Raw genomic sequence first — 16,057 nt, 5'->3', positions numbered from 1 at the left:
GGAGCCGGCATGGCCAAGAATTCCTTCTTCTGCATAGACGGCCACACCTGCGGCAATCCGGTGCGGCTGGTCGCCGGCGGCGGGCCTTTGCTCAAGGGCTCGACGATGATGGAGCGGCGAGCGCATTTCCTGGCCGAATATGACTGGATCCGCACCGGGCTGATGTTCGAGCCGCGCGGCCATGACGTGATGTCCGGCTCGATCCTCTATCCGCCGACGCGTGAAGATTGCGACATCGCCATCCTGTTCATCGAAACCTCGGGCTGCTTGCCGATGTGCGGCCACGGCACCATCGGCACGGTAACTTTTGCCGTCGAGCATGGGCTGATCAAGCCGAAGACACCGGGCGTGCTCAGGCTGGATACGCCGGCGGGCTTGGTCGTAGCGGAGTACAGCCAAGTCGGCGACTATGTGGAGGAGGTGCGCATCACCAATGTGCCTTCCTTCCTCTATGCCGAGGCTCTGACGGTCGAATGCCCCGGGCTCGGCGAGATCAGCGTCGATGTCGCCTATGGCGGCAATTTCTACGCCATCGTCGAACCGCAAAAAACCTATCGCGACATGGCCGACCATTCGGCCGGCGAACTGATCGCCTGGAGCCCGGTGATGCGGCAGCGGCTCAACGAGAAATATTCCTTCGTCCACCCGGAGAATCCCGGCATCGATAAGCTGTCGCACATATTGTGGACCGGGGCGCCGACCAACCCGCAAGCCGATGCCCGCAACGCCGTCTTCTACGGCGACAAGGCAATCGACCGCTCGCCCTGCGGCACCGGCACCTCGGCGCGGATGGCGCAGCTTCACGCCAAGGGCAAGCTTGGGGTCGGCGACGACTTCGTCCACGAATCGATCATCGGGTCGCTGTTCAAGGGCAGGGTGGAGAAAGAGGTCACCGTCGCCGGCAAGCCGGCAATCATTCCGTCGATCGGCGGGTGGGCGCGGATGACCGGATTGAACACGATCTTCATCGACGACCGCGACCCGTTCGCGCACGGCTTCGTCGTCAAATAGAGAAAACGCTGACGCAAGCGAAAGAAAGAGAGCGCAAACGGATTGCCTTCGACGGCGCAACGATCCCGCTCATCAACTTATTTTGACGGCGATTTCTTCGAAATGGGTCGCATGCTGCGATTGAATCGTCAAAGACATTGCGTTAGGCCAATGGTAGGGTCCGCGATGGTCCAGGGGGCGCACCGGAACAAAACGGGCAATCGGACGACGTGCGGCGAAAACACGCGTAATGATCGAAAAATCACGTTGCAATCCGGGCTCGAAACTTTACGACTAGGGAAAATACGAAAAGGAATGCGTCTGCATGGGCGACATTCCAGGGGAGCCACGACAGCATGCAGTATTTTGTCCAGCAGCTTATCAACGGGCTGACGCTGGGATCGATCTATGGGCTGATAGCGATCGGCTATACGATGGTCTACGGCATCATCGGCATGATCAATTTCGCCCATGGCGACATTTTCATGATCGGCGCTTTCACCGCGCTCATCGTTTTCCTTATCCTCGGTGCGTTGTTCTATTCGCTGCCGATCGTCGTTGCGCTGCTGATCATGATGATCGTCGCGATGCTGCTGACCAGCCTGTATAACTGGACGATCGAGAAGGTGGCCTACCGGCCTTTGCGTGGTTCATTCCGGCTGGCGCCGCTGATCACCGCGATTGGCATGTCGATTGCGCTGTCCAATTTCGTCCAGGTGACGCAAGGGCCGCGCAACAAGCCGGTCCCGCCAATGGTGTCCAAGGTCTACAACATCGAAGGCATCAGCGTCTCGCTGAAGCAGATCATCATTGTCCTGGTCACCATAGTCCTGCTCGCGCTGTTCTGGTACCTGGTCAACAAGACCTCGCTCGGCCGGGCGCAGCGCGCCTGCGAGCAGGACCGCAAGATGGCCGCGCTGCTCGGCGTCGACGTCGATCGCACCATCTCGATCACCTTCATTATGGGCGCCGCCCTTGCCGCTGTCGCCGGCACGTTGTTCCTGATGTATTACGGCGTTGTTGTGTTTTCCGACGGCTTTACGCCCGGTGTGAAGGCGTTTACTGCCGCGGTGCTCGGCGGCATCGGCTCACTGCCCGGCGCCGTGCTCGGCGGGCTGATGATTGGCTTCATCGAAAGCATGTGGTCGGCTTATTTCTCGATCGACTACAAGGACGTCGCCGCCTTCTCCATCCTGGCGATCGTGCTGATCTTCCTGCCTTCCGGCATTCTCGGCCGGCCAGAAGTCGAAAAGGTCTGAGATCATGGCGGTTACCGTGTCTCCGGAAAGCACCGTCGTCGCCACCCCGGTCCAGCGCGCTTTTCGCGAAGCGCTCTATGCCGGCGCCATCTCGCTTGGCCTGTTCGTGCTGTTTATCGGCCTGAAAACCGACCAGAATATCTCCAACGAACTGATCCTGGTGCAACGCTGGGGCTTGCTCGCCGGCGTCGTGATCGCCACCATGGCAGGACGCTTCCTCTATGTCGCCTATGGCCAGCCCTTCCTGGCGAACCAGAAGATCGTCGACGTCGCCACCGGCCTGCTGCCGGTCAGCTTGGCTTCGCGATTCTTCCGCCTTCCCGCGTTCATCGTGGCGCTCGCCGTCGCCGTTATTCTGCTCGCGCTCAGCAGCTTTCTGACCGAGGCCTTAGGGCCGGAACTTTCCGATTTTGTGCGGTTCCTGCGGGCGCTCGCAATCATCTATGCGCTGGCTTGGCTGATATATCGGTTCCGGGCCTTCATTCACGCTCATTTCTCGGCATTGGGCATAACCGCACTGGCGCTCTACCCGATTATCGTGGTGTTGGTGCTGGCTCTATATGCCGGGTCGATGGCCGCCGGTTTCCAGGGCTCGCTGAAATATGTCGACAATTACGGCATCCAGATCCTGATCTACGTGATGCTGGCTTGGGGGCTGAATATCGTTATCGGCTTGGCCGGCTTGCTCGATCTCGGCTATGTCGCCTTCTACGCCGTCGGTGCCTACGCCTATGCGCTGCTCGGCACGCATTTCGGCCTCTCCTTCTGGATCCTGCTGCCCGCCGCTGGCCTGATGGCTGCGTTCTGGGGCGTGATGCTCGGCTTCCCGGTGCTGCGCCTGCGCGGTGACTATCTGGCGATCGTGACGCTCGCCTTCGGCGAAATCATAAGGCTGGTGATCATCAACTGGCGCGAGGTGACCAACGGCTCGGCCGGCATTTCCGGCATCCCGAAGGTGTCTTTCTTCGGCCTGATGTCGTTCAACGTCTCCGATCCGAACTACATCTCGAAGGTGCTCGGCATCGCCCAATCGGGTGCCTACTACAAGATATTCCTCTACTATTTGATCCTTGGGCTCTGTCTGCTGACGGCCTTCGTCACCGTGAGGCTCAGGCGTCTGCCGGTCGGCCGCGCCTGGGAAGCGCTGCGCGAGGACGAGATCGCCTGCCGCTCGCTCGGTATCAACACCACCACCACCAAGCTCACGGCCTTTGCCACGGGCGCGATGTTTGGCGGCTTCGCCGGCTCGTTCTTTGCCGCGCGGCAAGGCTTCGTCAGCCCGGAATCCTTCGTCTTCCTGGAATCCGCGATCATCCTTGCCATCGTCGTGCTTGGCGGCATGGGCTCGCTGGTCGGCATTGCCGTCGCCGCGATGGTGATGATCGGCGGCACCGAAATCCTGCGCGAACTGGATTTCCTCAAGACCGGCCTGAGTTGGGGCAACATCAAGGTTATACCCGGGTTCGGCCCCGACTTCACGCCGGAGCTTTATCGCATGCTGTTGTTCGGCATGGCCATGGTCATCGTCATGCTGTGGAAGCCGCGCGGCTTCGTCGGCAGCCGCGAGCCGACAGCCTTCCTCAAGGTGCGCAGGGCGGTGTCGGGGTCCTTCACCAAGGAGGGACACGGCTGATGAACGCGAGTCCCTCCGTGAACGATGCCATCCTGCAGGTCGATCATTTGTCGATGAAGTTCGGCGGTCTCGTCGCCATCGGCGACCTGTCGTTCCAGGCCAAACGCGGCGAGATCACCGCGCTGATCGGTCCCAACGGCGCCGGCAAGACCACCGTGTTCAATTGCATCACCGGTTTCTACAAACCGTCGGAAGGCATGATCACGCTCAATCGGCGCGACGGCTCGACCTTCCTGCTCGAACGTTTGCCGAACCATGAAATCCCGGCGCGGGCCAAGGTGGCGCGCACCTTCCAGAACATCCGCCTGTTCTCGGGCATGACGCTGCTGGAGAACCTGCTGGTGGCCCAGCACAACAAGCTGATGAAAGCGTCCGGCTATACCATTCTCGGCCTGTTCGGTTATAGCGGATACAGACAGGCTTCGGCGGAATCGGTTGAACTGGCCGAGCACTGGCTGGAAAAGGCCGATCTCGTCGACCGCGCCGACGATCCTGCCGGCGATCTGCCATATGGCGCGCAGCGACGGCTCGAAATTGCTCGCGCCATGTGCACCGGCCCTGAGCTTCTGTGCCTCGACGAGCCGGCCGCCGGCCTTAATCCGAAGGAATCGGCGGCGCTCAATGCACTGCTGATGGACATCAAGGACAACACCGGCACGTCGATCCTTTTGATCGAGCATGATATGGCGGTGGTTATGCAGATTTCAGACCATGTCGTCGTGCTCGAATACGGGCGCAAGATCTCCGACGGCAACCCGCAATCGGTGCGGACCGACCCGCGCGTCATCGCTGCCTACCTCGGCGTCGAAGACGAGGACGTCGAGACGGTGCTGACCGAAGTCGGCGACGAAGACGTCATCGAGCAATTGGATACGGGTCCGGATGCGGCCCACGGCCCAGGCACGTCGTCTTCGTATCTCGCCGGACCGGTTGCCGACACGGTTGGCCACAGCGAGGGCGAACGCGTCACCGTGTCAAAGGGCGCTTCGAAAGCCGGGCAGATCGATGCAAGGTCGAGTGCCGCGGCAAAGTCCGGATCGCCGGCCAAAGCCAAATCGGCCGCGAAATCTTCTGCCGCAAAATCTTCCACTGCAAAGCCGGCCTCCAAGGCTCCGGTGAAGTCAAAAACTCCCGGCACCTCTAATCGGCGTGGAGGGCGGAAATAATGGCCGGCACAACGCTGCTCGATATCAAGGGCGTCCAGACCTACTACGGCAACATCAGGGCGCTGAACGGCGTCGATGTCACGGTCAAGCAAGGTGAGATCGTAGCGCTGATCGGTGCCAACGGCGCCGGCAAGTCGACGCTGATGATGACCATCTTCGGTGCTCCCCGCGCCCGCGCGGGTACCATCACATTCGCCGGTACCGACATCACCCAGATGCCGACCCACGAGATCGCGCGCATGCGCATCGCCCAGTCGCCGGAAGGGCGCCGCATTTTCCCGCGCATGACGGTGATGGAAAACCTGCAAATGGGCGCCAGCCTCGACAACCTCGAGCATTATGACGAGGACGTCGAGAAGGTGTTCACGCTGTTTCCACGCCTGAAGGAACGCATTGCCCAGCGTGGTGGCACGCTGTCCGGCGGCGAGCAGCAGATGCTGTCGATCGGGCGCGCGCTGATGGCGCGGCCGAAGCTGCTTTTGCTCGACGAGCCGTCGCTTGGCCTGGCGCCGCTGATCGTCAAGCAGATATTCGACGCTATCCGGGAGCTGAACCGCACGCAGGGACTGACCGTGTTCCTGGTCGAGCAAAACGCCTTCGGCGCTCTGAAGCTCGCCACGCGCGGCTATGTCATGGTCAACGGCAACGTGACGATGAGCGGCACCGGCAAGGAGTTGCTCGCCAATCCGGAGGTGCGCGCCGCCTATCTCGAAGGCGGCCATCACTGAGTTTCAGGAGACATCAATCATGCAGGGCATTGTCTATGAGGAACCCTCGATCTGGCAGTTCTTCTTCGTCACCTGCCTGCTCGGCGGCTGGGCGGCGTGGATGACGGGCAAGGCATGTGCGCAGACGTGGCGCAGCTTCGCCCAGTTGTTCGCCTACATGCTGGGGCTCGGCATCGGCGTAAGATTCATCCATCATGCGCTGTTCGGCGGAACGATGTTTTCGCTGCATTACTACGTGGTCGACACCATCGTGCTGATGATATTGGGCTTCATTGGCTACCAATACACGCGCACCAACCAGATGGTAACGCAGTATAATTGGCTTTACGAAAGAGCCTCTCTTTTGAGCTGGAAACCAAAAGGTTGACATTTATCATTAACGGCGCTTCAGGGATGAATCGGCGTGACAAGTGCCTGAAAATCGGCAAAGTACTCTTTCTGCGAGCAAGAGTGGGCATCGCATGAAAGCAACATCCACGCCCACTCGGTAAATGGGAGCGTTTCAATGAAAAAGTCACTTTTGTCCGCCGTCGCCCTGACCGCGCTTGTCGCGTTCAGCGGCAGCGCGTGGGCTGACATCCTGATCGGCGTTGCCGGTCCGATCACTGGCCCGAACGCAGCATTCGGCGCGCAGTTGCAGAAGGGCGCCGAACAGGCTGCCGCCGATATCAACGCGGCTGGCGGCATTAACGGCGAGCAGATCAAGATCGAGGTCGGCGACGACGTGTCGGATCCGAAGCAGGGCATCTCGGTCGCCAACAAGTTTGTCGCCGATGGCGTCAAATATGTCGTCGGCCACTTCAATTCGGGCGTCACCATTCCGGCGTCAGAGGTCTATGCCGAGAACGGCATTCTCGTCATCACGCCTTCCGCGACCAACCCGAAGCTGACCGAGCGGGGCCTGTGGAACACGTTCCGTACCTGCGGACGCGACGATCAGCAGGGCAAGGTTGCCGGCGACTACCTCGCCGCGCACTTTAAGGACGGCAAGATCGCCGTCGTCCACGACAAGACGCCTTACGGCCAGGGTCTCGCCGACGAAACCAAGAAGGCACTCAATGCTGATGGCGTGACCGAAGCCATGTATGAGGGCATCAATGTCGGCGACAAGGACTTCTCGGCGTTGATCGCCAAGATGAAGGATGCCGGCGTCAACGTCGTCTACTATGGCGGCCTGCACACCGAGGCCGGCCTGATTATGCGCCAGCTCGCCGATCAGGGTCTCAAGGCCCAGTTCATGTCCGGCGACGGCATCGTGTCGAACGAATTGGCCTCCATCGCCGGCGATGCCGTCGACGGCACGCTGATGACGTTCGCTCCCGATCCGCGCAAGAACCCGAACGCCAAGGAACTCGTGGAGAAGTTCCGCGCCGCCGGTTTCGAGCCTGAAGCCTATACGCTCTACTCCTATGCCGCGCTGCAGATCGTCGCCGCCGCCGCCAACAAGGTCGGCTCTTCCGATGACGCGCAGAAGGTTGCGGAAGAGATCAAGAAGAGTGGCCCGTGGAAGACCGCCATCGGCGACATCGGCTATGACGCAAAGGGCGACATCACCCGTCCCGACTACGTCATCTACACTTGGAAGAAGGGTGACGACGGCAAGTACACCTACTTCGAACAATAAGCCGGCAAACGCCTGCAGCCCAAAAAATGCCCGGCGCCTCGCGCCGGGCATTTTTCATTTGTCTTTTGCTTCATCGCATAGCCGCAAGGATTTAAATCGGTTTAGCCGACGTCTCCATTTTTGTTTGCACTGCAGCATTTTCGCGCTAATCATGTCCAGCAGTTCCCTTTCCCGCGTCCGGAGCCCTGTCCTTGGCAATCTCGAAGATCCTTGTCGCCAACCGCTCCGAAATAGCCATCCGCGTCTTCCGCGCGGCCAATGAGCTCGGCCTCAAAACCGTGGCGATCTGGGCAGAGGAGGACAAATACTCCCTGCATCGCTTCAAGGCCGACGAAAGCTACCAGGTCGGGCGCGGGCCGCATTTGGCCAGGGACATGGGGCCGATAGAAAGCTATCTGTCGATCGAGGAGGTTATCCGCGTCGCCAGGCTATCGGGCGCCGATGCCATCCATCCAGGCTACGGCCTGCTGTCGGAAAGCCCGGAATTCGCCGAGGCCTGCGCCACGGCCGGCATCATCTTCATCGGGCCAAAGCCGGATACGATGCGCAGGCTAGGCAACAAGGTCGCCGCTCGCAACCTCGCGATCGAAGTCGGCGTGCCGGTAATTCCCGCCACCGATCCCTTGCCGGACGACATGGAGGCGGTAAAGGAACTCGCCAAGACGATCGGCTACCCGGTGATGCTCAAGGCATCCTGGGGCGGCGGCGGCCGCGGCATGCGCGCCATCCGCTCCGAGGCAGATCTCGCGCGCGAGGTCATGGAAGGCAAGCGTGAGGCGAAGGCGGCTTTCGGCAAGGACGAGGTCTATCTCGAAAAGCTGATCGAGCGCGCACGCCATGTCGAGGTGCAGGTGCTGGGCGACACTCATGGCAACGCCGTGCACCTGTTCGAGCGCGATTGTTCGATCCAGCGCCGCAACCAGAAAGTGGTCGAGCGGGCGCCGGCGCCCTACCTCGAAATGTCACAGCGCGAGGAGCTTTGCGGCTACGCGCTGAGGATCGCGCGCGAAACCAGCTATATCGGCGCCGGCACGGTCGAGTTCCTGCAGGATGCCGATACCGGAAAATTCTACTTCATCGAGGTCAATCCGCGTATCCAGGTCGAGCACACGGTCACCGAACAGGTGACCGGCATCGACATCGTCAAGGCGCAGATCCATATCCTCGACGGCTTTGCCATCGGCACGGCGGAATCGGGCGTTCCGGCGCAGAAGGACATCAGGCTCAACGGCCACGCGCTGCAGTGCCGCATCACCACGGAAGATCCCGAGCATAATTTCATCCCCGACTATGGCCGCATCACCGCCTATCGCGGTGCCACCGGCTTCGGTATCCGCCTTGATGGCGGCACCGCCTATTCGGGCGCGGTCATCACCCGCTTCTACGATCCGCTGCTGGAAAAGGTAACGGCGTGGGCGCCGACGCCGGCCGAGACCATCGCCCGCATGAACCGGGCGCTGCGCGAATTCCGCATCCGCGGCGTGGCGACCAACCTCACGTTCCTCGAGGCGATCATCAATCACCCGAGCTTCGCCGACAATTCCTACACCACCAAGTTCATCGACACGACGCCGGAACTGTTCGCCAGTGTGAAGCGGCAGGACCGCGCGACCAAGCTGCTCAACTACCTTGCCGACGTTTCGGTCAATGGTCATCCCGAGACGCGCGGCCGGCCGCAGCCAAAGGCCGATGCGGCGCCACCGGTAGTGCCATATCTCAACGGCAATGTGCCTCAAGGCAGCAAGCAGAAGCTCGACGTGCTCGGGCCGGAGAAATTCGCCGCGTGGATGCGCGAGCAAAAAGAGGTGCTGGTCACCGACACGACAATGCGCGACGGGCATCAATCCTTGCTCGCGACGCGTGTGCGCACCTATGACATTGCCGGAATTGCCGGCACCTATGCGCGTGCTCTGCCGCAGCTTTTGTCGCTCGAATGCTGGGGCGGCGCCACATTCGACGTCGCCATGCGCTTTCTCACCGAAGACCCATGGGAGCGGCTGTCGCTGGTGCGCGAGGCAGCACCCAACCTTCTGCTGCAGATGCTCCTGCGCGGTGCCAACGGCGTCGGCTATACCAACTATCCCGACAATGTCGTCCAGCATTTCGTCCGCCAGGCCGCTGCCGGCGGCATCGACCTGTTCCGGGTCTTCGACTGCCTGAACTGGGTCGAGAACATGCGCGTGGCCATGGATGCGGTCGGCGCCGAGGGCAGACTGATCGAAGCGGCGATCTGTTATACCGGCGACATACTCGATCCGGCGCGGGCGAAATACGATCTGAAATACTATGTCGGCCTGGCCAGGGAATTGCAGGCGGCAGGCGCCCACATCATCGCCGTCAAGGACATGGCTGGGCTTCTAAAGCCGAGCGCTGCCCGCGCGCTGTTCAAGGCACTGCGCGAGGCGACGGACCTGCCGATCCACTTCCACACCCACGACACATCCGGCCTGTCGGCGGCAACCGTGCTGGCGGCGGTGGAGAGCGGCGTCGACGCCATCGACGCGGCGATGGATTCGCTATCGGGCAACACCTCGCAGCCGTGCCTGGGTTCGATCGTGGAGGCGCTGAAGGGCACCGAGCGCGATCCGGGCCTCGACCCGCAGTGGATCAGGAACATCTCGTTCTACTGGGAGGCGGTGCGCAACCAGTATTCAGCCTTCGAAAGCGACCTGAAGGGGCCGGCATCGGAGGTCTATCTGCACGAAATGCCGGGCGGTCAGTTCACCAACCTCAAGGAACAGGCGCGCTCGCTCGGGCTGGAGACACGCTGGCACGAAGTGGCGCAGACCTATCACGACGTCAATCTGATGTTCGGCGACATCGTCAAGGTGACGCCGTCGTCCAAGGTCGTCGGCGACATGGCGCTGATGATGGTGAGCCAGGACCTGACCGTCGCCGACGTCGAGAATCCGGCGAGGGACATCGCCTTCCCGGATTCGGTGGTGTCGATGTTGCGCGGCGATCTCGGCCAGTCGCCGGGCGGCTGGCCAAAGCCATTGCAGAAGAAGGTGCTGAAGGGCGAAAAGCCGATCACGGTGCGGCCGGGTTCGCTGCTCAAACCGGCGGACCTCAAGGCCAGTCGCGCGGAGGTCGAGGAAAAGCTCGAGCGCAAGCTCAGCGGGTTCGAATTCGCGTCGTGGCTGATGTATCCGAAGGTGTTTTCCGATTTTGCCGCCGCGCAGGAGACCTACGGGCCGGTCAGCGTGCTGCCGACGCCGACCTATTTCTACGGCATGAAGCCGGAAGACGAGATTTTCGTCGACATCGAAAAAGGCAAGACGCTGGTGGTGCGCTGCCTTGCCATCGGCGATGTCGACGAAAAGGGCATGGTCACCGTGTTCTTCGAGCTCAACGGGCAGCCGCGCCGGGTGAAGGTGCCGGACCGGGCCCATGGCGCGTCCGCTGCCAAGGCACGGCGCAAGGCGGAGCCGGGCAATGAGGCGCATGTCGGCGCGCCGATGCCTGGCGTCGTCTCGGCGCTTGCGGTCGCTGCCGGCCAGGCGGTGAAGGCCGGCGACGTGCTGCTGTCGATCGAAGCGATGAAGATGGAAACGGCGTTGCATGCCGAACGCGACGGCACCATAGCCGAGGTGCTGGTCAAGGCCGGCGACCAGATCGATGCCAAGGATCTGCTGATCGCGTTCGGGTGAAACAGGCCGGCATCAGAGAGACTTGTCGGCGCCTGGCAGCAGCCCTTCATGCCGCATCGATAGTACCTTGACCCGCCGCGCCCGGTCGGGCATCGAACCGCTGCAATTCGCCGCTCGGGTCACCCCGAGTCGCGGCGAGAAACGACGCGGAGAGAAGAATATGGCCGACGACATCACCGAGACCAGCCAGACTGTTGCCGCCGGCCAGCTGCGCGCCTTCATCGAACGAATCGAGCGGCTCGAGGAAGAGAAGAAGACGATTGCCGACGACATCAAGGAAGTGTTCGCCGAGGCCAAGGGCACCGGATTCGACACCAAGGCGATGCGGTCGATCATCCGGCTGCGCAAGAAGGACCAGGCCGAGCGGCAGGAAGAGGAGTCCATCCTCGATCTGTACAAGGCTGCGCTCGGCATGGTGTAAAGGCCGGCCTCGGCGCCGGAGACGATCGCGGGAGAAGCGGTTCTGACCATGGATTCCAGCCATGAGCGAATTCGATTTTGGCGCCCGCCGCGCCTCTGAATTCCGCCAACGCAGCTTCTGGACGCTGTTCGCGGAACGGCATCCGGATGAAAGGGCTCTGTTGGCGAGGCGCGGACCGTGGTTCTGGCAGCGTGGGCTGCCCGATTTCGCATTGGTCCTTTCCATGTATGTCGCGCCTGCGCACAATCATGTCGGCGTCTTCTTCGGCCGCAACGAGAAGTTCGGTGCCACGCAAGCCTGGTCGCGGTTGAAGCCGTTCCAGCCGGCCATCGAAGACAGGCTGAAGCTCAGGCCAGAACAAAGTTGCGACGGCCTCGGCATCAATTCGATGTGGCGGGTGAATTGTTTTGCCGAGGACAATTGGCCGGCGATGACCGACTGGCTGGTGACGGAAGCCTCACGTTTCGAGCGCGCGATTGCCGACGTTCTGGGTCAGGAATAAAGCAGGGTTTCCAGACGCAATCCTTGTGGAAGGGTTGCTCTGGTGAGCAGCCAGGGAGCCGGTCGATCGATGACGATCATGTCGCGCGTTGCCGCTTTCTTCCGCTCACGCTGGTTCGGCGGCGTGCCGCTCGATCGGCTGTTCTGGCGCGACCTGGTCGTTGTCGGCACAGCGATCAACGTCGCGTCGTCGGTGGCGGCGCTCATTCTGCTAGGATTGAAGCTGCCGCTTGCGCTCGTCCTGGCGGTGCATTTCGCGCCGGTTCCCTACAATATCTTCCTGACCTTTGCCGTTTGGCGAACTGCCGGAAAATCGAGTGGCGTCATGGCCTCGCTGATGACTCTTGGCGCCACGTTGTGGCTGATCCTGGTGGTTGTGGCCTGACGATCAGGCGGCCGGCTCGAATTTGAGCGCCACGCCGTTGATGCAATAGCGCAGACCGGTCGGTGGCGGGCCGTCCTCGAAGACATGGCCGAGATGGCTGCCGCAGCGGGCGCAATGGCATTCGGTGCGGACCATGCCGTAGCTGCGGTCGACGGTGGTCTCGACCGAACCCGGCACTGGGTCGTTGAAGCTCGGCCAGCCGGTGCCGCTCTCGAATTTCAGCTTGGATTCAAACAAGGGCTGGTCGCAGCCGACGCAGGAGAAGGTGCCGGCGCGCTTCTCGTGCAGCAGGGCGCAGCTTCCCGGCCGCTCGGTGCCGTGGTTGCGCATCACCGCATATTGCTCAGGCGTCAGCCGGGCGCGCCATTCGGCATCGGTGCGGGTAACGGGGTAGGTGTGGCTGTCCATTTTTTCCTCTTAGCTTATGTCGCTATTTGGGTTGCCTTCGCAACTTCGCCTGAAATAGGCATTTGTTACGGCGTTTGCTCGTATTTCCTGTCCTGCTGCGAAGAATCCCTCAGGCGATGGCCGCGAGATAGCGCGCAACCGATGCTGAAAATGCTGCCTTTGCATCTCCGATGACGTTCTGGTTCCACCATGCGCCGTAGATATGGTCGAACGCGAAAGGCTCCAGCGCGGCCTTGATGCCGAGCACTTTCGTCGCGTTGAGCGGGATATAGTTCGGATAGCTGTACATGAAGCTGACATGACGGCGGGTCGGCGTCACCTGCAGGATGTCGCCGGCCAGGATGGCATTGCCGCGGTCGCGCTTCCAGTGCAGTACCTGGCCACCGGCAAAGTGGCCGCCGCAGCGGATGAGCGTCAGCGACGGGTTTATGGCGCGCATCTCGCCTTCCCAACTGATGATTGCCGGATGCGGCCGCATGATCCACTGACGATCATCGGCGTGCAGATAAATCGGCACGCCGCCAAACGCCCCGCTCCATTCGACCATTGCCGAATAATAATGGCAGTGCGAAATGGCGATGGCGGTCAGGCCGCCCCGGCGGTTGATCTCGGCCACCGCCTCGTCGCTGACCATCGAGATGCAGTCCCACAGCACATTGCCGTGCGGCGTTTGCGCCAGCAATGCGCGCTGGCCGATAGCGAAGCGTGGCTCGATGCCGAAGGCGAGCACGCCGGCATCATCCTTGATCACGACCCGATGGCCGGCGGCGAGCTCTTCCGGCGTGGTCCAGGCCTGACCTTCCCAGCGCACATATTGCCGCTCGTCCTCGCAGATCGGGCAATGTCGCGGCGGCGTCGCTGTCGCCGCGAACTGGACACCGCATTGCAGGCAAAGGAAACAGGTCGACCGTCCTGTTTTGCGTGGATCCATTCAGTGCTTCCTTGAAAGTTGCTTCGTCGCGGCTTCGAGGCCGGCGAGCGTCAGCGGAAACATGCGGCCGCCAAAAATATCGCGGATCATGGCAATCGAATGGGTAAAACCCCAGTTCTTCGCGTCTTCCGGATTGAGCCAAATGGCGTTCGGCCATTGCTGCAGCAGCCTGCCGAGCCAGACGGCGCCGGCCTCCTTGTTCCAATGCTCGACCGAGCCGCCGGGTTGAGCGATCTCATAGGGGCTCATCGAGGCGTCGCCGACGACGATCACCTTGTAGTCGGGGCCATATTTATGGAGGAGATCGAAGGTCGGAATCACCTCGGCATGGCGGCGGCGATTGTCCTTCCACACGCCCTCGTAGAGGCAGTTGTGGAAATAGAAATATTCGAGCTGGCGGAACTCGGCGCGGGCGGCCGAAAACAGCTCCTCGACACTCCTGACATGGTCGTCCATCGAGCCGCCGACATCGAAGAACATCAGCAGCTTCACGGCATTGCGACGTTCGGGTTGTGTCTTAACGTCAAGATAACCGTGCTCGGCGGTGGCGTGGATGGTGCCGGGCAGGTCGAATTCCTGTTCGGCGCCTTCGCGCACCCAGCGGCGCAAGCGCTTCAGCGCGACCTTGATGTTGCGGGTGCCGAGTTCGACGGCGTCATCGAAATTCCTGAACTCGCGTTTGTCCCAGACTTTTACCGCGCGGCGGTTGCGGCTTTCGTGCTGGCCGATGCGCACGCCTTCGGGATTGTAGCCATAGGCGCCGAAGGGCGAGGTGCCGCCGGTGCCGATCCATTTCGAACCGCCCTGATGCCGGCCGTTTTGCTCCTCCAACCGCTTCTTCAGCGTCTCCATCAGCTTTCCGAAGCCGCCCAGCGCCTCGATCAGCTTCCTCTCCTCGTCGGTCAGGTGCTTTTCGGCGAGCCTCCGCAGCCATTCCTCCGGGATGTTTGCGACATCGACCGCGTTTTCGCCAGCTTGCGCCTCGACACCTTTGAAGATGTGCGAAAAGACCTGGTCGAAGCGGTCGATGTGGCGCTCGTCCTTCACCAGAGCGGCGCGGGCGAGATAGTAAAAGCCCTCGACATCATAGTCGACCAGCCCGGCCTCCAGCCCCTCCAGCAGCGACAGATATTCGCGGAGCGAGACCGGAACCCGCGCTGCCTTCAGTTCGAGGAAGAAGGGGATGAACATGGTCCGACTTTATCTGTGTCCCTCGATCTTCTCCCGTGCGGCGCTGGCGATAAAGGCGGAACGCGTCAGACCACGCCGACCCGCTTCTTCGTCGATTGCCGCCAAAAGACCTGCGTCGAGCGACAGATTGGCCCGGACAGGCCGTCCGGAATCGATCAGCACAGGGATCATCACGGCGGATTCACCGGCAGCGCTATCGACTTCGCCCAGTCGGAGCAGATCTGCCACAGTGCGCGCCGCGGGCAAGGGCAAGTTCTTCGCCATTCGTGTCTCTGCCCATTCGCGAACGGCAGAAGTCGCATCGGCTATCGCCTCTTCGGGACTTGCGCCACCGCCGTGACATCCGGGAAGATCAGGCACCCGCACTCCCCAGACTTCATCTGCGCCGTCAAGAATTCCGACATAGTGCGTCATGATTCGTCCTTAAATCCATCCAGCAAGCCGGGCGATCGACCGCGCAACACCCAGAGATTGTTCGCGATGCCGCGGCACGATAATCATGATCTCCGGCCTTTCCGGATGCTCGTACTTCTCGTGTTTGCCGCCGCCTACGTTCACCCAGCCGTCACGTAAAAGCCTCGTGACAATCTTGCGCGTGTTGGTCTCGATCAGCGGCACTGTCGCCCCTGATCATGTGCAATATATTGCGCACAGGTGATTATTTCAATCGTTGGCCTCATCATAGCAGATCGTATTCGATGAAGCCGGTCCTGCGCGCCACGTGGTCGTAGAGCTTGCGCGCGGTGGTGTTGGTTTCGTGGGTCATCCAGTAGACGTTCTTGACGCCGATCTTGCCGGCTTCCTGCTTGACCGCTTCGATCAGGGCGGCGCCGACGCCCTTGCCGCGTACATCGGGGTCGGCGAACAGGTCCTGCAGGTAACAGTTGTTTATCTGCGACCAGCAGGAGCGATGGTAGAGATAGTGCGTCAGGCCGACGGCCTTGCCGTCGAGGGTGGCGATGAAGCCTTTCGGCTCGAACTCGCCCGCCGTGAACAGCCGCTTCCAGGTGACGGCGTAAACCTCTTCCGGCAGCTTGGTTTCGTAGAAGGTGAGATAGGCGGTCCAAAGACGCCGCCAATCGGCGTGGTCGGATTGCACAAGCGGGCGGACGGTGATCTCGGTCATTTCATTTCCCTCTGAAGTCGGCAACCCGAAGCTGCCTTCACGCC

17 protein-coding genes are annotated in these 16,057 nt (G+C 61.4%); 11 read left to right on the top strand and 6 right to left on the bottom strand.

The window, feature by feature from the left end:
* Positions 1–9: 9 nt before the first annotated feature.
* The 11 genes from NKI72_RS05295 to NKI72_RS05245 all read left to right on the top strand — a co-directional run bounded on the left by NKI72_RS05295 (position 10) and on the right by NKI72_RS05245 (position 12,357).
* Positions 10–1,011: a 4-hydroxyproline epimerase gene (locus NKI72_RS05295; RefSeq protein WP_352767576.1), complete on the top strand. Its 1,002-nt coding sequence runs from the start codon at positions 10–12 to the stop codon at positions 1,009–1,011.
* A 335-nt stretch (positions 1,012–1,346) separates the two neighbouring features.
* Positions 1,347–2,249 carry a branched-chain amino acid ABC transporter permease gene (locus NKI72_RS05290; protein WP_352454929.1) on the top strand — a complete coding sequence of 301 codons (903 nt, stop codon included), beginning with the start codon at positions 1,347–1,349 and terminating at the stop codon, positions 2,247–2,249.
* Between the two features lie 4 nt (positions 2,250–2,253).
* Positions 2,254–3,882 (top strand): high-affinity branched-chain amino acid ABC transporter permease LivM, encoded by a 1,629-nt coding sequence (gene livM / locus NKI72_RS05285; RefSeq protein WP_352767577.1) that lies wholly within the window; start codon positions 2,254–2,256, stop codon positions 3,880–3,882.
* On the top strand, positions 3,882–5,048 hold the full coding sequence (locus NKI72_RS05280; protein WP_352540330.1) for an ABC transporter ATP-binding protein: 1,167 nt from the start codon (positions 3,882–3,884) through the stop codon (positions 5,046–5,048). The genes livM and NKI72_RS05280 overlap by 1 nt, the downstream gene beginning before the upstream one ends.
* Positions 5,048–5,776: an ABC transporter ATP-binding protein gene (locus NKI72_RS05275; RefSeq protein ID WP_352471239.1), complete on the top strand. Its 729-nt coding sequence runs from the start codon at positions 5,048–5,050 to the stop codon at positions 5,774–5,776. The genes NKI72_RS05280 and NKI72_RS05275 overlap by 1 nt, the downstream gene beginning before the upstream one ends.
* A gap of 19 nt (positions 5,777–5,795) precedes the next feature.
* A complete protein-coding gene (locus tag NKI72_RS05270) occupies positions 5,796–6,143 on the top strand; it encodes a DUF6867 family protein (protein WP_352471238.1) in 348 nt (115 codons plus the stop codon).
* Between the two features lie 138 nt (positions 6,144–6,281).
* A complete protein-coding gene (locus tag NKI72_RS05265) occupies positions 6,282–7,400 on the top strand; it encodes a branched-chain amino acid ABC transporter substrate-binding protein (RefSeq protein WP_352471237.1) in 1,119 nt (372 codons plus the stop codon).
* Between the two features lie 191 nt (positions 7,401–7,591).
* Positions 7,592–11,050 (top strand): pyruvate carboxylase, encoded by a 3,459-nt coding sequence (gene pyc, locus NKI72_RS05260; protein WP_352768410.1) that lies wholly within the window; start codon positions 7,592–7,594, stop codon positions 11,048–11,050.
* A gap of 160 nt (positions 11,051–11,210) precedes the next feature.
* Complete coding sequence (locus NKI72_RS05255; protein WP_023719653.1) at positions 11,211–11,471, top strand: DUF2312 domain-containing protein; 261 nt, start codon at positions 11,211–11,213, stop codon at positions 11,469–11,471.
* Between the two features lie 61 nt (positions 11,472–11,532).
* Positions 11,533–11,973 carry a hypothetical protein gene (locus NKI72_RS05250; protein ID WP_352683328.1) on the top strand — a complete coding sequence of 147 codons (441 nt, stop codon included), beginning with the start codon at positions 11,533–11,535 and terminating at the stop codon, positions 11,971–11,973.
* A gap of 69 nt (positions 11,974–12,042) precedes the next feature.
* A complete protein-coding gene (locus tag NKI72_RS05245; protein WP_023678043.1) occupies positions 12,043–12,357 on the top strand; it encodes a hypothetical protein in 315 nt (104 codons plus the stop codon).
* Between the two features lie 3 nt (positions 12,358–12,360).
* Here the strand turns inward: NKI72_RS05245 and msrB are convergent, their stop codons facing one another.
* From msrB to NKI72_RS05215, 6 genes are all read right to left on the bottom strand, one after another.
* Positions 12,361–12,765, bottom strand: coding sequence for a peptide-methionine (R)-S-oxide reductase MsrB (gene msrB / locus NKI72_RS05240; protein WP_027152870.1), 405 nt, complete (start codon positions 12,763–12,765; stop codon positions 12,361–12,363).
* Positions 12,766–12,874: 109 nt separating this feature from the next.
* Entirely contained in the window at positions 12,875–13,696 is an 822-nt protein-coding gene (locus NKI72_RS05235; protein ID WP_352768406.1) for an MBL fold metallo-hydrolase, read from the bottom strand.
* Positions 13,697–14,887 carry a vWA domain-containing protein gene (locus NKI72_RS05230; RefSeq protein ID WP_352831303.1) on the bottom strand — a complete coding sequence of 397 codons (1,191 nt, stop codon included), beginning with the start codon at positions 14,885–14,887 and terminating at the stop codon, positions 13,697–13,699.
* Between the two features lie 9 nt (positions 14,888–14,896).
* Entirely contained in the window at positions 14,897–15,301 is a 405-nt protein-coding gene (locus NKI72_RS05225; protein WP_254816428.1) for a type II toxin-antitoxin system HicB family antitoxin, read from the bottom strand.
* A gap of 9 nt (positions 15,302–15,310) precedes the next feature.
* A complete protein-coding gene (locus NKI72_RS05220; protein WP_126104508.1) occupies positions 15,311–15,505 on the bottom strand; it encodes a type II toxin-antitoxin system HicA family toxin in 195 nt (64 codons plus the stop codon).
* Between the two features lie 61 nt (positions 15,506–15,566).
* Positions 15,567–16,013, bottom strand: coding sequence for a GNAT family N-acetyltransferase (locus NKI72_RS05215; protein ID WP_352814863.1), 447 nt, complete (start codon positions 16,011–16,013; stop codon positions 15,567–15,569).
* Positions 16,014–16,057: the final 44 nt, after the last annotated feature.

The sequence above is a fragment of the Mesorhizobium sp. M0437 genome, from assembly GCF_040321335.1.
In the GTDB taxonomy this organism is placed as follows: domain Bacteria; phylum Pseudomonadota; class Alphaproteobacteria; order Rhizobiales; family Rhizobiaceae; genus Mesorhizobium.
This window is presented reverse-complemented; position numbering and strand designations above follow the sequence as displayed.